Source organism: Chryseobacterium sp. SN22, assembly GCF_008329705.1.
Lineage (GTDB): Bacteria > Bacteroidota > Bacteroidia > Flavobacteriales > Weeksellaceae > Chryseobacterium.
Genome location: NZ_VTSX01000001.1, coordinates 107,557 through 128,747, shown reverse-complemented (window position 1 = coordinate 128,747; position 21,191 = coordinate 107,557). Strand labels below are relative to the sequence as shown.

Sequence of the window (21,191 nt, the reverse complement as noted above, 5' to 3'; positions counted from 1 at the left end):
TTTATCCGGACATGATCCGGGATAATAATGTACATCTTCATATTAAACGTTTAGAAGGAATAAAGACAGGATTAATATTTCCTGATCTCCACGCACGAAACACTTTTAATCTTAATCTTTCTGCCCACTTTTTTCAGCAGTCCTGTGTCCGGGTTTCTTCTGAATACGACAACCGTACCGGTTCCGGCGTTGGTGGCAATTAAAAATTTGCCTTCCGGATCCAGATTGAAAACCCGCGGATGTTTTCCTTTGGTGGATTGGTAACCGACCGTTTTTAAAGTTCCGTCATCACGAATTGAAAAAATGGCAATGTTGTTTTCGTTCCCACGGTTGGAGGCATACAGGAATCTGCCGTCCGGCGAAACGTGTACATCCGAACTTTCAAAATCTTCCCTGTACTTTTCAGAATGGGTATCGATGCGTTGGAGGTAGTCCAGCTTTCCGTTATCATACGAATAAACACTTACCGCTCCGCCCATCTCTTCAATGCAGTAGGCAAATTTTCCGTTGGGATGAAAGGTGAAATGTCTTGGTCCGCTTCCGGGAACCGTTGCCGTAAAGGGAATTGTTGCAGGTTGTAACGGCTGCTCCTCCTCACTTTTAAACCGGTACGTCCTGATCTTATCCGCTCCCAGATCCGGTAAAAAAATGTAATTGAGATCAGGAGAAAAAACGGTGGAATGGATATGGGCCCGTGCCTGCCTGTTTGGGTCTATGCTTCCTTCCGTAAACTGAAAATTCTGGACATACGGTTGAATCTGCCCGTTTTCAGAAACAGGATATACCGAAATGCTGCCTTCCGTGTAATTTCCGTTCACCAGCCATTTTCCGTTTTGATGAACGGTGAGATAAACGGGATTTTCTCCCCCGCTTTTCTGTTTGCTGATCAGCGTGAGCGACTTTCTTTCAGGATCAAAAGCAAAGCTGCTGACACTTCCTCCGTTTTTCGTCTTGCTTTCCGTGCAGGCAAAAACGTATTTTCCATTGGGAGAAACCGTAAGGAAAGAAGGATTGAGGATTCCTTTAATTGAAGTAACTTTTGAAAGTTTTCCGCTGAGGGCATCCAGTTCGTAGACATACAGGCCTTCCGTATCTTTATCCCGGTTAAAAGAACCGAAGAAAGCATAGGTGTGCTGGGCATGGATTTTAAAAAGGCAGGAGAAAATAATGATTAAAGAAAGGATATTTTTCAAGGATATGATTTAATGCATTGAAACTTTTGAGTGGCAAACATACGGATAATTTTTAACGAATTATCGGATCTTTGAATTATAGAAACCACATCCGCTATATATATTTATCAAATAAAAAAATCTGCTTCCGGAAAGCAGATTTCATACTATATAAGAAGTAAATCTTAATTGTTCGTTACCAAAAGCTTCACTTCGATATTGTTGCGGGTGGCGTTAGAGTACGGGCAGATCTCATGGGCTTTTTCCGTTAAAGACTGAGCCTCTTCCTGAGAAACGCCGGGAATGTTGACATCCAGCTGAACCGCCAGTCCGAAGCCTCCGTTTTCAAGTTGCCCGATGCTTACTTCCGCAGTTACGGTAGTTTCTCCGGTTTGCGTTTTAGACAGGGAAATTACTCTGTTTAAAGCACTGTCGAAACAGGCAGCGTATCCGGCTGCAAAAAGCATTTCGGGATTGGTGAATTCGTCATTGGCTCCTCCTAACGCTTTAGGCATTTTTACTTCAAGATCAAGGATTCCGTTTTCGCTTTTTACGTGGCCGTTTCTTCCCCCGGTTGCCGTAACTTTTGTGGTGTATAAGGTTTTCATTTATTTTTCTATTTTATTTAATATTTTCTGAACACTTTCTTTAAGGTGGATCCAGTCTTCGGGAGCAGCATCAATTTTCTGCAGAAGCTTCCCGGGGATTTCACAGGCTTTCAGTTGCAGGGCTTTCCCGGATTCCGTAATGAATACTTCAACCACCCGTTCGTCCTCTTTTTTCCGTTTCCGGGAAATAAATCCTTTTGCTTCCAGTCTTTTCAGCAGGGGCGTGAGGGTACCGCTGTCCAGATAGAGCTTTTCGCCGATACTGTTTACCGGAAGGCCGTCATGTTCCCAAAGGATCATCATCACAAGGTATTGCGGATACGTAATGTCGAGCTCATCCAGAAACGGACGGTAAAGCCCCGTAATCTCTTTGGCAATCACGTACAACGGAAAGCAGAGCTGATTATCGAGTTTTAAGCATTCGGGATTTTCCATAACTTCTGAAACTGAAAGTTGAATTTTTTACATTTTAATGATAAATTCCTCCATAGGAATTCTCACTTTTTTCATGTGGGAAAGCCAGTCGTTTTTCTCGTCCCGGTATCCGATGTACAGTAAACTGACGCTTTTCAATCCCAGATTTCTTAATCCTAAGATCTCATCTACCACTGCATTGCTGAAACCTTCTGCCGGAGTAGTATCAATTTTCAGTTCGGCAGCCTGTGCCATCGCCAATCCAAGGGCAATATAGGTTTGTCTGGCCGTATGGGCAAAATGCTCTTCAGGCGTCTGGGCTCCGTAAAGCTCCTTTATTTTGTCGGTGTAGCTGGAAAAACGGCCTCTCGGCAGATTTCTTACATCGGTATGATGATCATACACCTTGTCGATTTTTTCGTCGGAATAGCTGTCCCAGGCGGCAAAAACCAATACATGGGAAGAATCCCTCATTACTTCCGGATTCAACGCGCCCTGAACCATTTTTTCTTTTAATTCCTGATTTTCTACTACGATAACACGGAAAGGCTGCAGTCCGGATGAAGTAGGGGCAAGCCTTGCCGACTCCAGAATTTTATTCAAATCTTCCTCCGATACTTTTTTGGCCGGATCATAAGCTTTTACCGCATGTCTCCAGTTTAAATCTTCTATTAATGACATTTTGTTAAATTTTTATTAAATTCTATACTGCAAAGATATTGCCAAATTGAATTGTGTGCAATTTAATTTCGTCATATTTATCTAAATGAATTATTTCCTTAGTCTATTGACCATACATTAATTCCGACTTCGAATTTCCCAAGATGCTCCGAATCTTATGTGATATTTATAATAAAAGAATGATTATACTACGTTAGATCGTGTGAACCGGAATTACCGCAATAGCAGATAATTGTTATGATTAAAACAATAATATTAATAAAGATTTTCATAGTTATGATAAATTAAAAGCTCCTGCAAAATGCAGGAGCTATATGGCTTTCGGTTAAAATCCACAACTTGCTACACTTGGTGCAGGGCTGGGGGAACAGCCGGAAAGAGAAGCGAAAGTGGTCAGTACACAATTGGTATTTACATAATTGTTATCGTAAAGTAAAGAGCCGGACGGACTTCTGTAGTAGACAGTTCCGGCGGTGTTCGCATAAGAAGAGGCCGATGCAGACCCGCAGCTGGTATTCACACAGGCATTTCTCCAGGCCGTATCCGTTACCGGTCCGCTGGTGAACAGGGAAGGATCGATGATTCTTTTCTCAACCGTTCCCGAAGAATTTCTAAAGCTTACCAATATCGCCACATGGTATCCCCATGATACGCAGCAGGTGCCGGTGGAAGCCCGCAGGTTTCCGTAAACAAACTGTTTTTCGCAGTCATATCCTGCATTAAGGAGAATCTGTCTCATCTTGTGAGCCCGGGCATAGCATCCGTCAACTGCATATCTGAAGGTTATGCAGGGAGAAGATGCGGTGGATGTTCCGCAGGACTGGTTCTTAATTTGGGTGAAAAGGCTGTTTAGCGTAGCCTGGTTCGGAATCACACTTACGGCTTTCTGGGTTTCCGTACGTGTTTCTTTCGTAAGCAGCGATTTAAAATAACGGATATCTTCTTCCGTCGGTGGGTCTACTCTTACAATTTCATTAGTATTGGCTCTCAGAAAAACATGGATCGGCGTTTCATTTTTCACAGCTTCCCCAATCATGGAAATGTAGGCTGCATTTTCTCTGCTGTCCTGGATTTCAAAATTCTGGGCGGTGATGATAAAATTCACCCGGTATTTACCGTTTTCTTTTTCCATGGTTACCGGGACGGTTCTTCCGAAGTTTTGGGTATTTTCGTTGAATTCCTTTGCAAGCGCAGGATCCTGGCCGGCATTTGAATCTGCACAGGCATTAAAGGACGCAATGGTCACAAATGCCATCATGGATAACAGAAGCTGTTTCATAGTTTTATTTTGTTTGGTTAATATTTAGCAAACTTGTTGTTTAGTTCACTGTTTTGTGATATTAAATGTAATAAAAAAATAAATGCAAAAAATATTTTTATTAAAAAAATAAGCGGATACTTAATATTTATCGGAATACAGGTAAATTACTGTCATTTAAAAAGATAACAAGAGATGTAGAAGCCGGAAAATTTTATGGGACGCCGGTTTTTAAAAGGTGCGAACAAATTATTCTTTCACCAGATTGCTGCTTAAAATGATGTTTTTGATTTCTTTTTCAAAGTAATAATACAGATCACTGTTTTCATTCATCTGGTTTTCCAGAATAATAAGGCTTACTTTACTTTTAGGAAAGTAAACATTGAGCGAAGTAAAACCGTCACCCAAACCCGTATGCCCGAAATATGGAATTTCCTGATCGTTTACTATTCTGATATTATAACCATAGCCTGCTTTTTCTTTTCCGAAACATCATGCTGGGACATTGCTGACGGAGTGGTCATGAACCGGTACATTTCAGGAGTCAGGATTTTTCCTTCGTGAAGGGCATCATTCCATATTGAAAGGCCTTTTGCGGTCGTGACGATGCCGTCTGCCGGCAGGTTCTCGTCCGTAATAAAAGATTCTTCAACCGTGCTGAAAATATTACGGTCGGCCCTATGTCCGGTTACCCGTTTTCTTTGCTCTTCTTTCAGGTAGCAAAAAGTATCATTCATGCCCAATTTCCGGAATAGATTTTCTGCCGCAGATTTATAAGACTGTCCCGATACTTTTTCGATGATTTTTCCTAAAAGAATATTGGAAAGATTGCCGTATTTAAAATCCGATCCGGGTTTAAATGCCAGAGGTTTATTAAGATCCGTAATTCCATGGGTATGGTTCAGCAGCTGATGGACGGTAACGGAATCTGCCCACGGTTCGGTAAGGTCATCCAGGTACCTGCTGATAGGAGCCTGAAGATCGACTTTTCCTTTTTCTGCTTCCTGCAACAGCAGAACGGCTGTGATCTGTTTGGTGTTCGACATGATTTCGAACCGGTCATCCATTTGCAGCGAAACCGGATCGTAGATATCCCTGATCCCGTAAGCCCTTGAGTATTGTACTTTCCCTTTTTTGGTAATCAGGATAACGCCGTTGAAATTTCTGGGATTTTTGATATGGATCAGGCTGTCGATCTCAAAAATATATTGGTCCTGTGCAAGGGAGCTGGTGAAGGATAAAAAGAAGAGAAGGCAGATGCATTTGAAAGTCCGTGTCATTAAGTTTCTTTATTTAAACCGTCAAAAATAAAATTAATAATTCAATACTGTCCTAAAAATACTGAACACGGTAAAAATTATCCCGTCATACAGATGACGGGATAAAAGTATGGATGAAATCAGAGAGGTTTAAAAAACACCTGATGTTGTTGCTGTTATTGTTACAAGCTATTGAATTGCAGTTCCGCTTCAAAAACTTCTTCAAAATGCTTCCGGATCTTTGCTTTGATCTCTTCCATTTCCTCAGGGGTCAGTTCCCGCTCCAGTTCCCTTTTCAGAGAAGTTACCTGCTTGTCTTTGATCCCGCACGGAATAATATATTCGAAATACCGCATATCGGTGTTTACATTCAAGGCGAAACCGTGCAGGGTTACCCAGCGGGAAGCTTTTACGCCCATCGCACAGATCTTCCGGGCGTATGGTTTTCCGACATCCAGCCAGACGCCCGTTTCACCCGGCGAACGTTCACCATTCAGACCATATTCGGCGATGGTACGGATGATCACTTCCTCCAGGTTCCGCATGTATTTGTGGATATCGGTAAAGAAATTTTCAAGGTCCAGGATCGGATAACCGACAATCTGTCCGTAGCCGTGATAGGTAATATCGCCACCGCGGTTGACTTTTACAAAAGTGGCATCGATTTCCTTCAGCTTATCGATTCCGGCAAGCATATTTTCTTCGTGGCCGCTTTTCCCCAGCGTATACACATGAGGGTGTTCCACCAGTAAAAAATGGTTGGGTGTTGCCAGATGCTGCTCGGCAGGAAGATCCCGGTTTCTGATTTTAAGATCGATGATGTTCTTCATCAGCGATTCCTGGTAATCCCAGGCCGACTGGTAATCGCGGGTTCCCAAATCTTCAAATGCGACGGTTTTATTCTGAATGGTATTCATATCCTTTTTTGACTGTACAAATTTAGTGATTTTTACCGTTAATGGAACGGATGAAATCAGCGGCTTTGTTGTTCCAGTCTTCATGCTGTAAAAGAATGTTGACAAATGCGGTTCCGATAATTCCGCCGTCCGCTTTTTCAGTGACATTTTCAAAATCTTCCCTGGATTTGATCCCAAAACCGATCATTACCGGATTTTTCAGCGGGAGTGCCGCCAGTCTTGAAAGGTAGTCTTCATTTTTCAGAACCGTATTTTTATTTCCTGTGGTGGACGAAGAGCTGACGGCATACAGAAATCCGGAGCTTAAAGAATCCAGGTATGAAATCCGTTCATCCGAAGTCTCCGGAGTGACCAAAAAGGTGAAGTTCAGCTGGTATTGTTTTAAAACATCACGGTATTTTTTTTCAAATTCGATCGGCGGTAAATCGGGAATAATCAGTCCTGAAACCCCGCTTTCCGAACATTCCCGGCAGAAATTCTCGAAACCGAAGCTTAGAACAGGATTGATATATCCCATTAAAATTACAGGAATTCGGATCTCGTCTTTAACGGATTTCAGTTGGGCAAACAGCTTTTCAATGGTCATCCCGTTTCGCAGTGCCTGTTCATGGGCCTGCTGAATGACCGGTCCGTCCGCCACCGGATCCGAATACGGCATCCCGATTTCCATCATGTCGGCTCCCGAATCCTGGATCAGTCTTATAATTTCGGCAGTATTTTCCAGTTGGGGAATTCCTGCGGTGAAGTAGATGTTTAGTTTTTTTTGAGGCTGGAAGCCGGAAGCTGGGTGCTGGATGTTATTATCGTTCATAAAGTTAGTTTAAATTTAAATTGATTTATTTTTATAATGCGTTAAGCTTCCATCTTCCCGCTTCCCTCATCCAGCCTTTTCAAATACGTCTCCATATCCTTATCACCGCGGCCGCTCAGGCAGATGACCACAATATCGTTTTCGTTAAATTCTTTTTTATCTAAAACAGCCAGAGCATGGGCACTTTCCAGAGCCGGAATGATGCCTTCCAGCTTGGTGAGTTCAAAGGCCGACTGTAATGCTTCCTTATCCGTAATGCTGAAAAATTCCGCACGTTTTTCCATGAACAGATTGGCGTGGAAAGGTCCGATCCCGGGATAATCCAGTCCTGCGGAAATGGAATGGGGCTCGATTACCTGTCCGTCAGCGGTCTGCATTACCAGGCTTTTGCTGCCATGTAAAACCCCTAACGTTCCCAGGAAAGTTGTAGCTGCCGACTTCCCGGAATCCACGCCGAAACCTCCGGCTTCGGCAGCGATGATTTTGACGTCTTCCTCGTTCACGAAATGGTAGAAGGTTCCCGCAGCGTTGCTTCCGCCTCCCACACAGGCGATTACATAATCCGGGTTTTCACGGCCGGCCTGTTCCAGAAGCTGTTCCTTGATTTCCTTTGAAATGATGCTCTGGAATCTTGCCACCAGATCCGGGAAAGGATGCGGACCAACCACACTTCCGATCACATAATGCGTGGTTACGGGATTGTTGATCCAGTCGCGTAAGGCTTCATTCACCGCATCTTTCAGGGTTTTGGAACCTGAAGTGGCGGGAACGACTTTGGCTCCCAGCATTTTCATCCGCGCTACATTCGGCGCCTGCCGCTGAATATCCACTTCTCCCATGTAGACAATACATTCCAGTCCCAGCAGCGCGCAGGCTGTTGCGGTGGCTACGCCATGCTGCCCGGCACCGGTCTCTGCAATGATCCTGTTTTTGCCAAGCCGCCTGGCCAGTAAAACCTGTCCCAAAGCATTATTGATCTTATGGGCTCCGGTATGGTTGAGGTCCTCCCGTTTCAGGTATATTTTGGTGTTATACTTCTGACTTAAATTCCTGGAAAAATACAGAGGTGTGGCGCGGCCCACATAATTTTTCAGCAGCTCCTGGTATTCCCTCTGAAAATCTTCCGATTCAATAATGCCGATATAGCTTTTCTGCAATTCTTCTACATTCGGATACAGCATTTCTGGGATAAATGCCCCGCCGAATTCTCCGTAATATCCGTTTTCATCCGGGTTTTTATAATTCATTTTGTAATTTTTTTATTAATAAAAGGGTATAATCAAATTGTTGCTTTCCGATCCGTTGATGGTTATATAATAATTGCACTTTGGCCGTAAGGTCGATAAGCAGTATAATATCCGGTTTGGAATTATACGTATTAATTGCTATTTCAAGATTGTCAATCAAATAATATGAATCAAATTTTTCATATTGGCAGAAAATTCTGCAGTACACTGTTCCGAAATCATACTTCACACTTTCCTTGACATGATTGTCGAGCAGCTTGTCAGCGATCACCACCATATGATAACTGTCCCACAGGTTAATGGTTTCAAAGAAATAACTGATGTCTTCCGGAGTGAAGTCTTTAATGATTCCGATAAAATTACCCAGCAAACCTTCCGGGTACCAATACTCTATGTTGACATCGTTTTTTGAGACAAAATCATGCAGCAATTGTATTTTTTCATTTTTAAATTTGCGGGGAAATAAAATCCGGTACACTTTTCTTTCTATGCCGTTAAAATAAGGTTTTCTGAATTTTAAAAGCTTCAGCTTCCTTGAATAATGTTTTTTCATTGTTGTTTTTGTGTTTTAAAATAATTGGTTAAATCAGATTTATCCGATTCTATTGTAAGCTGTCCCCTCAGAACTTTTTTATCTAGATTTTATTTTTAAAATTTCTTATTTTGTCTATTTCTTTAATACCCGGTTCAATTTCAAATTTAGAATTGATATCCAGAGCAAAGGGCTTTTGACGCAGCATTCCTACGCAGCCAATATTTTTTTCCGAAATCCCGCCGCTTAAAAAGTAGGGTAGAGGAATTTCGATGTTGTTCAGCAGATTCCAGTCGAATGTTTTGCCGGTTCCGCCGAATGCTTTGGAATCGGTGTCAAAGAGCAGGTAATTGACCATTGACCCATTATTGTCGATTATTTTCTGTAATTCATCCGGGTCCTGATTACCTATTCTGATGGCTTTAATAATTCCGGTTTTGGGACTGATTAATTTTCTTAGTTCAACAATAAAATATTCATCCTCATCGCCGTGCAGCTGAATAAAATCCAGTTTTGCCTTATTTGCTGTTTCTGCAAGTTTTTCCAGGCTTTCGTTCACAAAGATCCCGACTTTTGCCTGATGGCCGATCGTTGAAATTTCTTCCAAAGTCAGATGATTCAGTGCATAACGGGGCGATTTTTCGTAGAAAATGAAACCAAGGAAATCAGTTTCCATCAAAATCAGTTCCTGAATCTGTTCAATCCGAGTCAATCCGCAAACTTTAAGTTTCACTTGCTGGCTTTCCATCATTGTTGTATTGATAAACCGTTATATTGTTACATTTGAAACAAATTCAGAGAATTTATTTCCCGGATTTTCGTCTTTCATAAAATATTCACCCATTAAAAATCCGTCGAAGCCTGTTTCTTTTAAGTATTTAAAATCTTCCTCGCTGTAAATACCGCTTTCGGCTACGGATAGAATTCCTTCGGGCAGCCTGTTTTTAAGATCAACGGAATGCTGGAGGTCCACTTTGAAATCTTTCAGGTTCCTGTTGTTGATGCCGGCAAAATCAATATCCGGGTTAATATGTTTTAATTCTTCCTCCGAGTGGATTTCAAGCAACACTTCCAATCCAAGTTCATGGGAAAGTGCCGTGAACTCCTGAACCTGCTGAGGGGAAAGGCAGGCTGCGATCAGCAAAACGACATCGGCGCCAATGGATTTCGCTTCGTAAAACTGGTATTCGTCCACCATAAAATCCTTTCTCAGAACAGGAATCCGGATATGGTTCCTGATGCTTAAGATATCATCGGAACTTCCGCCGAAAAAATCCCGGTCCGTCAGAACCGAAACTGCGCTGGCTCCGGAATGTTCATAAGCAGAAACCACTTCCAGCGGTGAAGCTTTGTCGTTGATGATCCCTTTAGACGGAGATTGTCTTTTAAATTCAGCAATGATTCCGCTTTTCGTTTTTAACGTTTCTTTTAAAGAAAGCCCTTTCCTTCCGAAAAATTCCGAATCTTTAAGCTGCTGAACGGAAATTTGTGATTTCGAGAACGCCAGTTCTTCTTGCTTTCTTTGGACGATTTTATCTAAAATATTCATGCCTTTTCATTTATTCATTCAACAATATTTTCAGGCTCTGCATGGCCTTTCCGCCATACAGGCTCTCTTTCGCCATGGAAAGGCAGTCTTCATAGCTTCCGAATTTACCGGTGTAAAATAAGGCAACCGCTGCATTAGCAATTACCACGGAATTCTGTTCGTCTGTTCCTTTTCCTTCAAGGATATTTCTGAACATCTCTGCCGTTTCCTCCGGTGTCGCGCCGGCCTGAATGCTTTCCGGAGTGACGGCTGTAAAACCTAAATCCTCTGTCGTGTACACCGCTTCCCCTTTTTTACTGATGATCTTGCTGTCACCCGTTAAACTGATTTCATCATAACCATCCATTCCATGGACCAGGGTAAACTGGCGGCTGTCTTTTTGTAGGAGATATTGGTAGATCCGTGCGATTTCAAGGTTATAAACACCGATCACCGAAAACTGCGGCTTCACAGGATTCACCAGCGGGCCGAGAAGATTGAAAAAAGTTCTCAGTCCCAATGATTTTCTTAGCGCTCCGACGGATTGCAGGGCCGGATGAAAATAAGGGGCATGCAAAAAGCAGATGTTAGCTTTATCCAGTTCTTCCTGAAGCTGTTGCGAATTGTTTTTAAATTCATAACCCAATGCTTCCAGTACGTTGGATGATCCCGTGATGGTGGAAGCACCATAATTTCCGTGTTTTGTTACTTTCTGTCCCGCACCCGCCACTACAAAGCTAGCGAGGGTAGAGATATTGATCGTATTCTTGCCGTCGCCGCCGGTTCCTACAATATCGATGGCGTCTTCTGCATCAATATTTACGGGAACGGCCATCTGCAGGAGGGCATCGCGGAAACCTTCCAGTTCCGGCAGGGTAATATTCCGCATTAGAAAAACGGTAACAAAGGCCGTTACTTCCGTAGGGTTGAATTTATTTTGAGCAATTTCAATCATGATCGCCTTCGCCTGCGATTTGGAAAGCGTATGATGGTTGAAAAGGTATTGAAGAATTTCTTTCATAAATGTTTTTTTAAGCTAACAGAAAATTTCGGATAATTACTTCCCCTTCCGGTGTCAGGATGCTTTCAGGATGAAACTGCACCCCGTGTACATCATAAGTTTTATGTTGCAGAGCCATGATCATACCGTCTTTATCTACGGCGGTAATTTCCAGTTCTCCGGGTAAATCCTCGCGGTTTACCACCCAGCTGTGGTACCTTCCGACTTCAATCCCGCTGGAAAGGTTACTGAAAATTTTCGTATCATCCTTTACCACCTCTGCCGGTGTTGCAACCCCATGATAAATTTCGGTAAGATTGATCAGGCTTCCGCCGAAAGCTTCCGCAATCGCCTGTTGGCCGAGACATACGCCCAGGATACTTTTGGTAGGCGCATAGACTCTGATCACGTCCAGCAAAATTCCCGCTTCTTCGGGAATTCCCGGGCCGGGAGAAAGCACGATTTTATCATATTGATCGATTTCAGCCAGAGGAATCTGGTCATTTTTTACCACATCCACTTTGGTATCCAGAATTCTTTCGATCATCTGAACGAGGTTATACGTAAAACTGTCGTAATTATCGAATACCAGGACCTTAAGTGATGATTGCTGATCGATGGTTGACGGTTGGTGGTTGGTGGTTAGTTCGGTATGTGTCATTTTCTTTTTACTATTTTTCTACCAGTTTTTCTGCTTTTTCCACTGCTTTTTTCAGTGCATTCAGCTTATTGTTTACTTCCTGGAGTTCGCTTTCGGGGTTGGATTTCGCTACCAATCCGGCACCGGCCTGGTAATACAGGGTGTTGTTTTTGCTTAAAAAAGTACGGATCATAATGGCCTGGTTGCATTCGCCGTCTAAACCGATCATTCCGATACATCCGCCGTAATAGCCACGGGAATCTTTTTCATATTTGTCGATTAACTGTAAAGCTTTATGTTTCGGGGCTCCGCTTAAAGTTCCCTGAGGGAAAGTGGTTGCCACCATTTCGAAAGGATTGGTCTGTTCCGCCAGATCGGCCGTTACTTCGCTGACCATGTGGATGACGTGGGAAAAAAGCTGGATTTCCTTTAATTTCGTTACCGTAACATTTTTCCCGAGTTTTCCCAGATCGTTTCTGGCCAGATCCACCAGCATCGTGTGTTCTGCATTCTCCTTCTCATCATTTTTCAGGGCTTCGATAGACTGAAGATCGGTTTCAAGATGCCCGGTTCTTTTAAAAGTCCCGGCAATCGGATGAATGATGGCTTTATTATTTTTGATGATCAGCTGACTTTCCGGACTGGATCCGAAGAGTTTATAACTTCCGTAATCGAAGAAGAAAAGGTAAGGCGAAGGGTTGATGTTCCTTAAAGCCCGGTATACATTGAATTCATCCCCCTTGAATTTCTGTTCAAACCTCCTGCTCAAAACCAACTGGAAGACATCGCCCCGCATACAGTGCTTCTGTGCCGTCTGTACCAGATCGATATATTCTTCATCGGTGATATTTGATGTTTCCCCGCCGTTTTTTTCAAAAGGGTAAATAACGGAATTATGGTTTTTAATCAAGCTTTCCAATACGTAAAGCTCTGGTTTTGCGCCTTCCATCTGGTTTTCGATGATGTGCATTTCATCACTGTAATGGTTGATGGCGATTACATACTGATACAGCCTATACCTTAAAATAGGGATTTCCACCTCAGGGCTCTGGGATTTGAAATTCAGGTTCTCAAAAAACTGTACCGCTTCAAAACTGGTGTATCCGAACAGGCTCTGTGCCGTTTTTTCAATCGGATCACTTGTGCTTTCACATTCGAATACATGAGCGAATTCCTGTAGGATTTCAGTAATCTTCTGTCCGCCAATGGATTGTTTCACCGGCTCCTGGCCAGGCAGTTTCACCTCAAAATCCGTTAAAGTTTTAATCTCGATTCCCGCGATGGCATTAATGGCGATAAATGAAAAGTTATTGTCGATATTTTTGGAATCGGAACTTTCCAGCAGGATGGTATCCCTGAACTGATCACGAATCTGAAGGTAAATGGTCATCGGGGTCCGGAGATCACCCAGGGTTTTTCTTGAAACGGTTTTTACTTTTATTTTTTTACTGAACATCTGCAGTTTATTTTAATGGGGATTAAATAAAAAAGACTTCAACGGTATCCGTCAAAGTCTCTTTGTATATTGTTTTATTATTGATGCGTTAAGATGAATTAACAGCACGACAACAGCCTCAGACCCGACGAAGAGTTTGAAAGCCACCACCAAATATTATTGCTGTCACTAAACATGGTACAAATGTATATATTTTTTTAATATGAAAAACAAAATGATTAAAATAAATCTCATAGCTTATAACAAATCCTGTTCCTTTTCGATTTTAATCTGAAAAATTATTTGCTTTCCAATTGTCTGAGCTTTGGGGAATATTCAGTATCATCGTATTCTTTCAGATCCTTTTGGAGAGCAGAACGGTATTCCCGGATGAATTCCGGATTTTGAGGATCGGCTTCGTATTGTATTCTTACTTTTTCAACAGCATTTTTCCTTCATCAGACCGGTTGTAAAGAGTCATGATGTTTGCCTCGCCGTGAATGAATTTTACAGGGAAGAACTTTTCTTTCTGCGGAATCCTGATTGCATTTCCAATAGGATAGATGGCTGCCTTGGTGGTTGAAAATAAAGAGGTAATATAACTGCCCTCTTATCTCTTTATAATGTCTTCATAATCATGAGTATATTGTTCGTTGAGGGTAGGTGGGTCTATGGATCAGAGGTAATAATGGCCATACTTTCTGTGCCGTATTTATTTAAAACCAGGCGTCCAGGAACCGTTCTCCGATTACATTTCCGATAAACAGAATAAAGGCATGATCAGGAGTCCCATTTTTTATTTGGAACTGATATTATTCCAATAGCATAAACGAACACACCATCGTAAGGAAACCGTAATGGCTTGTAAGAAAGAGAATTTTTGAAATGAAAACCATGCTTTAATTTTAAAATGAATCTTAAATATAATCGTACCTGAATTTAATCTTCCGTAAAATATCTTTAAAATGCATATTTATCATGAGTTTGAACGTTTATTTTTTATATTTTTGTCTAAATTTTATAGGAAAAATAATGAAAAAAGTATTAGCAATTGCATTTATCGGAGGTTTACTAGCGGCAAGCTGCTCAAAGAAACCAAATCATGACTTACAGGACAGCAACACCATGTTGCCTGAACCGGATGCCCCTACAGTAGTGGATTCCACAGCCAGAAAAACGGAAAACTCCCAGGTAAATGCAGCAGAATCTTTGCCGGCTAACCAGACAAAACCAGATACGGCTACGGCTGCCAAAAAATAAGTACGGGAATCATGAAAAATCTGTTTTTAGCAGGATGTATGACCATGCTGATGTTTTCCTGTTCTAAAAAAGAAACCCCTTCTGCTGATTCCGGGTCAGAAATGGCATCGGCCCCGGATCCCGGCAAAAGCAACCTTTCCGGAGATCAGATTATTGAGACACTGGACTGTTCCGGATGCCATGCGGTGAACGAAAAGATGATAGGGCCTTCGTATCAGCAGATTGCAGATAAATATTCTGAAAAAGATACGGAGCTGCTGGCTTCCAAGATCATTGAAGGCGGCAGCGGAGTCTGGGGCGGGGTACCGATGTCTCCTCACCCTCAGGTATCTAAAGAAGATGCCAAAAAAATGGTGCAGTATATTTTAAGCCTGAAAAAGTAGGGCATGGCTGAAAAGTCCAATCTGCATCCCAGGAATCTCCACCGGGATCCGTACGATTTCGGTCAGCTGATTTCCTGTGTACCGGAATTAAAACACTATGTTTTTGTGAACGCTTATCAAAGTGTAACGATCAATTTCAGCCTTCCTAAGGCGGTTAAGCTGCTGAATAAAGCTTTGTTGTTACACTTTTATAGGGTTCAGCACTGGGATATTCCCGATACCAACCTCTGTCCTCCGATTCCCGGCAGGGCAGATTATATTCATTACATTGCCGATCTGCTGGCGGAATCCTTCGGTGAAATTCCGGAAGGCCAAAAGATACATGGACTTGATATCGGGATGGGCGCCAATCTGGTTTATCCTTTAATTGCGCACCGGTCATACGGCTGGGCCATGCTCGGGACCGATATCAATGAAGACTCTTTACAGAATGCAGGTCGGATCTTGGATGGTAATCCGGATCTGTTACCGGTTATCCGCCTGAAGAAACAGCCGGAAGCAGATCATATCTTTAAAAATATCATTGAACCTGAAGAGCGTTTTGCATTTTCCATGTGCAATCCGCCATTCCATGATTCTGAAGTTTCGGCTTTAAAAGGAAACCTGAGAAAAACAAAAAATCTTACCCGATCAAAAGTCCGTAAACCTGTCCTGAATTTCGGCGGACAGCAGTCTGAACTTTGGTGTGAAGGCGGTGAACTGGCATTTATCACGAATATGATCCGGGAGAGTATGCTGTATCCTTCACAGGTGCTGTGGTTTACCTGCCTGGTTTCAAAAAAGGATCATCTTTTTAAACTTACTTCCCTTCTAAAGAAAGTAAAAGCGGTAGAATTCAAGGTAATAGAAATGGCGCAGGGCCAGAAAATAAGCCGGATGCTGGCATGGACATTTGTTCCGCAGCATAAGCAAAAAAACTGGCTGAATTTAAATTAAAAATAAACACCTTACAGATTGTAAGGTGCTTAGAGCATTGTGTTTCTAGAATCATACTGAAAAATCAGGCTTCTGCAGAAGATATTTTCCCAACATTAACCCGCCCGTATTAATTATTCCGAAAGATTAGACCTGTAATATTTAAATACGGGGAAACAAAGTCATCATTTTTTCATACTTTATTTATTTTTGATTCGTGGTGTACCCAAAGATAACAAATAAATTCTGTTTTTAATTCATTATAAAGTGAAATTTTTATTATAATTAAAAATATTTTATACAGTATGACATATAATTGATTATTTTCTTAAATAATATTGATTTTTGGTATATCATATTTGAACCAATTTTTTGAACTTAATTTTATAAATAATCACTAAATTTGTACGCTTTTAGAAAAATAAGAAATGCAATTATCAGAACAAGAAATCATTAGGAGAGAAAAGCTGAATAAGCTTGTTGAAATGGGAATTAATGCGTTCCCGGCGGATGAATATGTCATTACGGATACTACAGAATCTATAAAACAGGATTTCGCAGAAAGTAAACAGGTGAAGATTGCTGGAAGGCTGATGTCCAGAAGGATTCAGGGAAAAGCTTCTTTTGCTGAATTGCAGGATTCTACGGGTCGTATCCAGGTGTACTTTAACAGGGATGAAATCTGTACAGGCGAAGATAAAACATTGTACAATGAAGTCTATAAACACCTTTTGGATATAGGCGATATTATTGGGGTAGAAGGAGAGCTTTTTACCACGCAGGTAGGTGAAAAAACAGTTTTGGTAAAGAACTTTACGCTTCTTACCAAATCCCTAAGGCCTCTTCCTCAGCCGAGAACCGATGAAAGCGGAGTCGTTTACGATGCTTTCAACGATCCGGAAATGAGATACAGGCAGCGTTATGTGGATTTAACGGTAAATCCTCAGGTAAAGGAAGTTTTCGTAAAAAGAACGAAACTTTTCAATGCCATGAGGAATTTCTTCAACGATGCCGGTTATTTTGAAGTGGAAACGCCTATTTTACAGTCGATTCCCGGTGGAGCTGCCGCAAGGCCTTTTATTACGCATCATAATGCACTTGATATTCCGCTGTATTTAAGGATTGCCAACGAATTATATCTGAAGAGACTGATCGTAGGCGGATTCGACGGGGTGTATGAATTCTCCAAGAACTTCAGGAATGAAGGGATGGACCGTACCCATAACCCGGAATTTACCGCTATGGAAATCTATGTAGCTTACAAAGATTACAACTGGATGATGAATTTCACCGAGAAATTACTGGAATTCTGTGCCATTCAGGTAAACGGAACCACCAAAGCGACTTTCGGTGAATATGAGGTAGATTTCAAAGCCCCTTACGAAAGGGTTTCAATGACGGATGCGATTCTGAAATTCACAGGTTTCGATATTACCGGTAAAACAGAAAAGGAATTATTCGATTTTGCTAAATCAATCGGTATTGAAGTAAACGAAACAATGGGGAAAGGAAAATTAATCGATGAAATCTTCGGTGAAAAATGTGAAGGGAACTTCATCCAGCCGACTTTTATTACCGATTACCCGATCGAGATGTCACCTTTAACCAAAAAGCACCGAAGCAAAGAAGGCCTTACGGAGCGTTTCGAATTAATGGTGTGCGGAAAGGAAATTGCCAATGCCTATTCCGAGCTTAATGACCCGATCGATCAGAGAGAACGTTTTGAAGATCAGCTGAAGTTATCCGAGAAAGGGGATGACGAAGCAGGACAGTTTATTGACGAGGATTTCCTTAGAGCTCTGGAATATGGCATGCCGCCAACCTCAGGGTTGGGAATCGGTATGGACAGGCTGATTATGTTTCTTAGCAATAACGCCTCCATTCAGGAAGTGTTGTTTTTCCCACAGATGAAACCTGAAAAGACAGTTCCTCAAATCGAGCTTGGAGAAGATGAAAAAGTTATTTTAGAAATCTTAAATTCTCAGGCAGATGCGTTTTCACTTGCTGAAGTAAAGCAGAGAAGTCAGCTTTCCGGTAAAAAATGGGACAAGGCTTCTAAAAATTTAACGAAAGGAAACCTGATAAAAGTAGAAAAAACCGATGATAATATTTTGATGAGGCTGGTTTAGTAACTTTATGTACCACAGATATATAGAAGCAGGCAATTATTGCCTGCTTTTTCATTTTTGTGTGAAAAAAATCAGTAATTTTGATAAACACCTACAAAACAAAATATTATGAAAAAATCATTTATTACCGCGTTAGCGTTGGTAGCCTCATTGGCCAACGCTCAACTTAACCTTGTAGCCGATTCTAATTTCGGCACCAACAGCATTGTAACTTTGAATCCCGGCGTAAGCGGATTTCTATCTTACCATTTTGTGAATAACAAAATTATCGTTCAGAACTTTGATGTATCAACCTCCAATCTTACGGATTCCAGAATCACTATGCTCGGTACAGATGGCAATATCGACTCATCTTTTGGGACGGCGGGGTCGTTTGGTTGCCCGCTGGCGTATGGTACGGCAGGCGGCGAAGATTTCGTTCACAATTCCGGCGCTGCTGATGTGATGATGTTTTCGGGAAAAAAATTCCATTACAACGGAACTCTGGACCTTACTTACGGAATTGCCGGACAGACCGAAATCCTTGCTAACGAAATTTACCGGAAGGTCTTGCCAAATGGGAATCTGCTGATCAGAACGACCAACAGTATTTATCAGCTCAATCCGTCGGGACAGCTCGATTTGGCATTTGGTACCAATGGAACCATGGCCTGTAACAGCACTTTATCCAATTACACAAGTGCAATTTTCAGCAATCATGAAAAATTCGTAGCCTTTCATGCCGGTAATTCCATAATGGAATACGAATCTAACAATTCGTCGCTCCGCAAAATGAATTACACGACCGGGACTTATGACACCAGCTTTGGAGTTAACGGCAATGCGCAGTACAATACGGGGTCTTCATCCATAATCATTAAGTTTTGTATGATGAATGATAATTCACTCGTAAATTATCTGTTTGATGATCTTTCATTAGCAAAATTTCTCACAAAGACCTTGCCTACCGGTATGCTCGATACTTCATTCGGTTCTAACGGGAAAATAGATCTTCCCGGTAATCTTAACGGGAAAAATCTCTTATATGCCCAGGATTTTGCAGTGGTAAACAATCATGTTATTATACCGGTCTTAGACGACAGCTATCCCAGGAAATTATTTCTTATGAGTGTTAACAGTAATAATTTAAGTACGATTAACAGCCAAACGCTTTTGGATACGGGCATTACAACGCCGATGATCAATCCCGATGACAAAATTTTCATCTCAGTGAAAGATAATTATCTGTATTTGATGATTAACCCGAGTGTAATTAAAAGATATGTAATTTCAAATGCGGTTCTTACAGCAAAAGAAATTAATACGGATGTAGACGTCCGGTTTGTCAATCCGTTCAATAACGAGCTGAATTTGATAACCAATGAAGAAATAAAGTCTGTGCAAATTTTAGATAAAGGCGGAAGATTAATTATGGAAAGTAAATCCTCAAAAAATATCGATACTTCCAATCTCCAAAAAGACATTTATATTATTAAAATTACAACCCAAAAAGATAAAGTAATTTCTAAAAAAGGCATGAAGCGGTAAGCTTTTAACTTCAGCAGGTAAACCCCGGGTCTCATCCGGGGTTTTTTCATTTCAGAAATATTTTATTATGCTGTTGTGGCCTTTCGCCAGGTTAAAGTGTGAATGATCTATTGAAATTATTTTAGTATTAATAAATAATTTGAATTGGACCGTGAATTACGCATATACTGCCAATGCCTTATCAATACTGAAAAATATAATTCACCCGAACCAATGGAACCGTTAGCTTTTCAAGAGTATTTTCAGATAAATACAATGTATAAAACCTGATCATAAACTATTTCAGATCATTTACCGTTATTAAAAAAACAAATAAGATGAAAATTCTTATCATATTGATTTTCCTTTGTATAAACAGTAAAGCGCAGATGCTGACTTCTGTTTATTTTGATTATAACAGTGCTGAGCTTAGCATGGATTCAAAGAAAAAATTGGATAGTATAAGCCGGTTGAATAAAACTTTGCAATTCAGGATTTTTGGGAATTGTGACATTTCCGGGACTTCGGATTACAATAAGAAACTGTCGGAAAACCGGGCCCGTGCAGTCAGTGCCTATCTGCAAAAAAAAATCAGCCGTTATATCGAGGTGCAGAGTGTAACCGGTCTGGGAAAAGAAAAACAGATCAACGACAACAGCACTGAAGAGCTGCGCCGGAAAAACAGAAGGGTAGATGTATTTATTGATCGGGTAATGGCTCCTGGAGAAATCAGGGCCGGAAAGGCTTTTGCCAGTTTCTTCAGCAAAAAAATTTCTGAAATGAAAGTGAAAGACACCTTTTCCCTTCCGAATGTCAATTTTATCGGAGGCCGGCACTTCTGGCTTCCGAAAGGCAATAAAGTTCTGATCCGGCTGGCAGACATTTTAAAAAACAATCCGTCCTTGGAAGTAGAGCTGCAGGGCCATATCTGCTGCGACTATGATAATTTCGACGGAGAAGATCTTGATTTGAAAACCTTCAATCTGTCTTTCACAAGAGCAAATGCCATCAAAGAATTTCTGGAACTCCAGGGAATCCATCCTTCAAGGATCACAGCTTCCGGGCAGGGACATCTTAATCCTGTTGTTTATCCCGAACGTACGGAAGACGACTTCAGCAAAAACCGGAGAGTCGAAATTGTTCTGCTTAAAAAGTAAGGTAGAATCTGTAGAACCATTTATCTTAATTAACTTGGACTCAAAGTATAAATGAGGCTGATGGAGCTGGAGCTGGAATTTTTTATATTAAGACTACAGATTAAAGGTACTGAATAACAAGTGATTATTTTTGTGGTTTACAATCGTGACAATTCTCTATCTTTTAAAACCTGCAGTTTATTATTGACGAAGGCAAATTTTCAATTTCAATTAGGAATCCGGACGCGAATCTTTGCGTGCGCATTTCTGAGGCTATACTTGGATCATGCAAGGTGACAAAAATGTGAAAATCCCAAACAAAAAACCTCTGTAATTTAAACTACAGAGGTTTTTTGTTGA

General features: G+C 41.3%; 22 protein-coding genes. 6 read left to right on the top strand and 16 right to left on the bottom strand.

The genetic code is table 11. From position 1 onward, the window contains the following. Positions 1–71 precede the first annotated feature (71 nt). From FY557_RS00590 to FY557_RS00520, 16 genes are all read right to left on the bottom strand, one after another. Positions 72–1,193, bottom strand: a complete 1,122-nt coding sequence (locus FY557_RS00590) for a lactonase family protein (protein WP_228451656.1) — start codon at positions 1,191–1,193, stop codon at positions 72–74. Between the two features lie 164 nt (positions 1,194–1,357). Then, complete coding sequence (locus FY557_RS00585) at positions 1,358–1,780, bottom strand: organic hydroperoxide resistance protein (RefSeq protein ID WP_149245354.1); 423 nt, start codon at positions 1,778–1,780, stop codon at positions 1,358–1,360. Continuing rightward, a complete protein-coding gene (locus tag FY557_RS00580; RefSeq protein ID WP_149245353.1) occupies positions 1,781–2,215 on the bottom strand; it encodes a MarR family winged helix-turn-helix transcriptional regulator in 435 nt (144 codons plus the stop codon). 27 nt (positions 2,216–2,242) lie between these two features. After that, complete coding sequence (locus FY557_RS00575) at positions 2,243–2,875, bottom strand: NAD(P)H-dependent oxidoreductase (RefSeq protein ID WP_149245352.1); 633 nt, start codon at positions 2,873–2,875, stop codon at positions 2,243–2,245. Between the two features lie 325 nt (positions 2,876–3,200). After that, the gene (locus tag FY557_RS00570; protein WP_149245351.1) at positions 3,201–4,154 is read right to left on the bottom strand and encodes a protein-glutamine glutaminase; all 954 of its coding nucleotides are present in this window, start codon (positions 4,152–4,154) and stop codon (positions 3,201–3,203) included. Between the two features lie 228 nt (positions 4,155–4,382). Then, a complete protein-coding gene (locus FY557_RS20260; protein WP_228451655.1) occupies positions 4,383–4,541 on the bottom strand; it encodes a hypothetical protein in 159 nt (52 codons plus the stop codon). 38 nt (positions 4,542–4,579) lie between these two features. Beyond that, positions 4,580–5,413, bottom strand: a complete 834-nt coding sequence (locus FY557_RS00565; protein ID WP_228451654.1) for a serine hydrolase domain-containing protein — start codon at positions 5,411–5,413, stop codon at positions 4,580–4,582. A 161-nt stretch (positions 5,414–5,574) separates the two neighbouring features. Beyond that, a complete protein-coding gene (lipB, locus tag FY557_RS00560) occupies positions 5,575–6,309 on the bottom strand; it encodes a lipoyl(octanoyl) transferase LipB (protein ID WP_149245444.1) in 735 nt (244 codons plus the stop codon). Between the two features lie 22 nt (positions 6,310–6,331). Continuing rightward, positions 6,332–7,120, bottom strand: coding sequence for a tryptophan synthase subunit alpha (gene trpA, locus FY557_RS00555; protein WP_149245350.1), 789 nt, complete (start codon positions 7,118–7,120; stop codon positions 6,332–6,334). Positions 7,121–7,161: 41 nt separating this feature from the next. Then, the gene (gene trpB / locus FY557_RS00550; protein WP_149245349.1) at positions 7,162–8,367 is read right to left on the bottom strand and encodes a tryptophan synthase subunit beta; all 1,206 of its coding nucleotides are present in this window, start codon (positions 8,365–8,367) and stop codon (positions 7,162–7,164) included. Beyond that, the gene (locus tag FY557_RS00545; RefSeq protein ID WP_149245348.1) at positions 8,357–8,920 is read right to left on the bottom strand and encodes a hypothetical protein; all 564 of its coding nucleotides are present in this window, start codon (positions 8,918–8,920) and stop codon (positions 8,357–8,359) included. Before FY557_RS00545 ends, trpB begins: the two co-directional genes overlap by 11 nt. A gap of 82 nt (positions 8,921–9,002) precedes the next feature. Then, a complete protein-coding gene (locus FY557_RS00540; RefSeq protein WP_149245443.1) occupies positions 9,003–9,647 on the bottom strand; it encodes a phosphoribosylanthranilate isomerase in 645 nt (214 codons plus the stop codon). A gap of 21 nt (positions 9,648–9,668) precedes the next feature. Then, positions 9,669–10,448 carry an indole-3-glycerol phosphate synthase TrpC gene (gene trpC, locus FY557_RS00535; RefSeq protein ID WP_149245347.1) on the bottom strand — a complete coding sequence of 260 codons (780 nt, stop codon included), beginning with the start codon at positions 10,446–10,448 and terminating at the stop codon, positions 9,669–9,671. A 10-nt stretch (positions 10,449–10,458) separates the two neighbouring features. Continuing rightward, positions 10,459–11,448, bottom strand: a complete 990-nt coding sequence (gene trpD / locus FY557_RS00530; protein ID WP_149245346.1) for an anthranilate phosphoribosyltransferase — start codon at positions 11,446–11,448, stop codon at positions 10,459–10,461. Positions 11,449–11,458: 10 nt separating this feature from the next. After that, complete coding sequence (locus FY557_RS00525) at positions 11,459–12,088, bottom strand: anthranilate synthase component II (RefSeq protein ID WP_149245345.1); 630 nt, start codon at positions 12,086–12,088, stop codon at positions 11,459–11,461. Positions 12,089–12,098: 10 nt separating this feature from the next. Continuing rightward, positions 12,099–13,523, bottom strand: a complete 1,425-nt coding sequence (locus FY557_RS00520) for an anthranilate synthase component I family protein (RefSeq protein WP_149245344.1) — start codon at positions 13,521–13,523, stop codon at positions 12,099–12,101. A 1,011-nt stretch (positions 13,524–14,534) separates the two neighbouring features. Between FY557_RS00520 and FY557_RS00510 the strand changes: the two genes are divergently transcribed. The 6 genes from FY557_RS00510 (at position 14,535) to FY557_RS00485 (ending at position 20,852) form a co-directional block, all read left to right on the top strand. After that, positions 14,535–14,762 (top strand): hypothetical protein, encoded by a 228-nt coding sequence (locus tag FY557_RS00510; protein WP_149245343.1) that lies wholly within the window; start codon positions 14,535–14,537, stop codon positions 14,760–14,762. A gap of 11 nt (positions 14,763–14,773) precedes the next feature. After that, on the top strand, positions 14,774–15,145 hold the full coding sequence (locus tag FY557_RS00505; protein ID WP_149245342.1) for a c-type cytochrome: 372 nt from the start codon (positions 14,774–14,776) through the stop codon (positions 15,143–15,145). A gap of 3 nt (positions 15,146–15,148) precedes the next feature. Next, entirely contained in the window at positions 15,149–16,081 is a 933-nt protein-coding gene (rlmF, locus tag FY557_RS00500; RefSeq protein ID WP_149245341.1) for a 23S rRNA (adenine(1618)-N(6))-methyltransferase RlmF, read from the top strand. A 407-nt stretch (positions 16,082–16,488) separates the two neighbouring features. Beyond that, positions 16,489–18,189: a lysine--tRNA ligase gene (gene lysS / locus FY557_RS00495; RefSeq protein ID WP_149245340.1), complete on the top strand. Its 1,701-nt coding sequence runs from the start codon at positions 16,489–16,491 to the stop codon at positions 18,187–18,189. Between the two features lie 108 nt (positions 18,190–18,297). Next, complete coding sequence (locus FY557_RS00490) at positions 18,298–19,716, top strand: T9SS type A sorting domain-containing protein (RefSeq protein WP_149245339.1); 1,419 nt, start codon at positions 18,298–18,300, stop codon at positions 19,714–19,716. 317 nt (positions 19,717–20,033) lie between these two features. Further along, positions 20,034–20,852, top strand: a complete 819-nt coding sequence (locus FY557_RS00485; protein WP_149245338.1) for an OmpA family protein — start codon at positions 20,034–20,036, stop codon at positions 20,850–20,852. Positions 20,853–21,191: the final 339 nt, after the last annotated feature.

Excerpts from the sequence above, each read along its gene's own strand:
- rlmF (WP_149245341.1), top strand. The coding sequence starts at position 15,149 with ATGGCTGAAAAGTCCAATCTGCATCCCAGGAATCTCCACCGGGATCCG.
- trpD (WP_149245346.1), bottom strand. The coding sequence starts at position 11,448 with ATGAAAGAAATTCTTCAATACCTTTTCAACCATCATACGCTTTCCAAA.
- FY557_RS00570 (WP_149245351.1), bottom strand. The coding sequence starts at position 4,154 with ATGAAACAGCTTCTGTTATCCATGATGGCATTTGTGACCATTGCGTCC.
- FY557_RS00565 (WP_228451654.1), bottom strand. The coding sequence starts at position 5,413 with ATGACACGGACTTTCAAATGCATCTGCCTTCTCTTCTTTTTATCCTTC.
- FY557_RS00580 (WP_149245353.1), bottom strand. The coding sequence starts at position 2,215 with ATGGAAAATCCCGAATGCTTAAAACTCGATAATCAGCTCTGCTTTCCG.
- trpA (WP_149245350.1), bottom strand. The coding sequence starts at position 7,120 with ATGAACGATAATAACATCCAGCACCCAGCTTCCGGCTTCCAGCCTCAA.
- lipB (WP_149245444.1), bottom strand. The coding sequence starts at position 6,309 with ATGAATACCATTCAGAATAAAACCGTCGCATTTGAAGATTTGGGAACC.
- lysS (WP_149245340.1), top strand. The coding sequence starts at position 16,489 with ATGCAATTATCAGAACAAGAAATCATTAGGAGAGAAAAGCTGAATAAG.
- FY557_RS00575 (WP_149245352.1), bottom strand. The coding sequence starts at position 2,875 with ATGTCATTAATAGAAGATTTAAACTGGAGACATGCGGTAAAAGCTTAT.
- FY557_RS00485 (WP_149245338.1), top strand. The coding sequence starts at position 20,034 with ATGAAAATTCTTATCATATTGATTTTCCTTTGTATAAACAGTAAAGCG.
- FY557_RS00585 (WP_149245354.1), bottom strand. The coding sequence starts at position 1,780 with ATGAAAACCTTATACACCACAAAAGTTACGGCAACCGGGGGAAGAAAC.
- FY557_RS00520 (WP_149245344.1), bottom strand. The coding sequence starts at position 13,523 with ATGTTCAGTAAAAAAATAAAAGTAAAAACCGTTTCAAGAAAAACCCTG.
- FY557_RS00545 (WP_149245348.1), bottom strand. The coding sequence starts at position 8,920 with ATGAAAAAACATTATTCAAGGAAGCTGAAGCTTTTAAAATTCAGAAAA.
- trpB (WP_149245349.1), bottom strand. The coding sequence starts at position 8,367 with ATGAATTATAAAAACCCGGATGAAAACGGATATTACGGAGAATTCGGC.
- FY557_RS00490 (WP_149245339.1), top strand. The coding sequence starts at position 18,298 with ATGAAAAAATCATTTATTACCGCGTTAGCGTTGGTAGCCTCATTGGCC.
- FY557_RS00525 (WP_149245345.1), bottom strand. The coding sequence starts at position 12,088 with ATGACACATACCGAACTAACCACCAACCACCAACCGTCAACCATCGAT.
- FY557_RS00505 (WP_149245342.1), top strand. The coding sequence starts at position 14,774 with ATGAAAAATCTGTTTTTAGCAGGATGTATGACCATGCTGATGTTTTCC.
- FY557_RS00540 (WP_149245443.1), bottom strand. The coding sequence starts at position 9,647 with ATGGAAAGCCAGCAAGTGAAACTTAAAGTTTGCGGATTGACTCGGATT.
- FY557_RS00510 (WP_149245343.1), top strand. The coding sequence starts at position 14,535 with ATGAAAAAAGTATTAGCAATTGCATTTATCGGAGGTTTACTAGCGGCA.
- trpC (WP_149245347.1), bottom strand. The coding sequence starts at position 10,448 with ATGAATATTTTAGATAAAATCGTCCAAAGAAAGCAAGAAGAACTGGCG.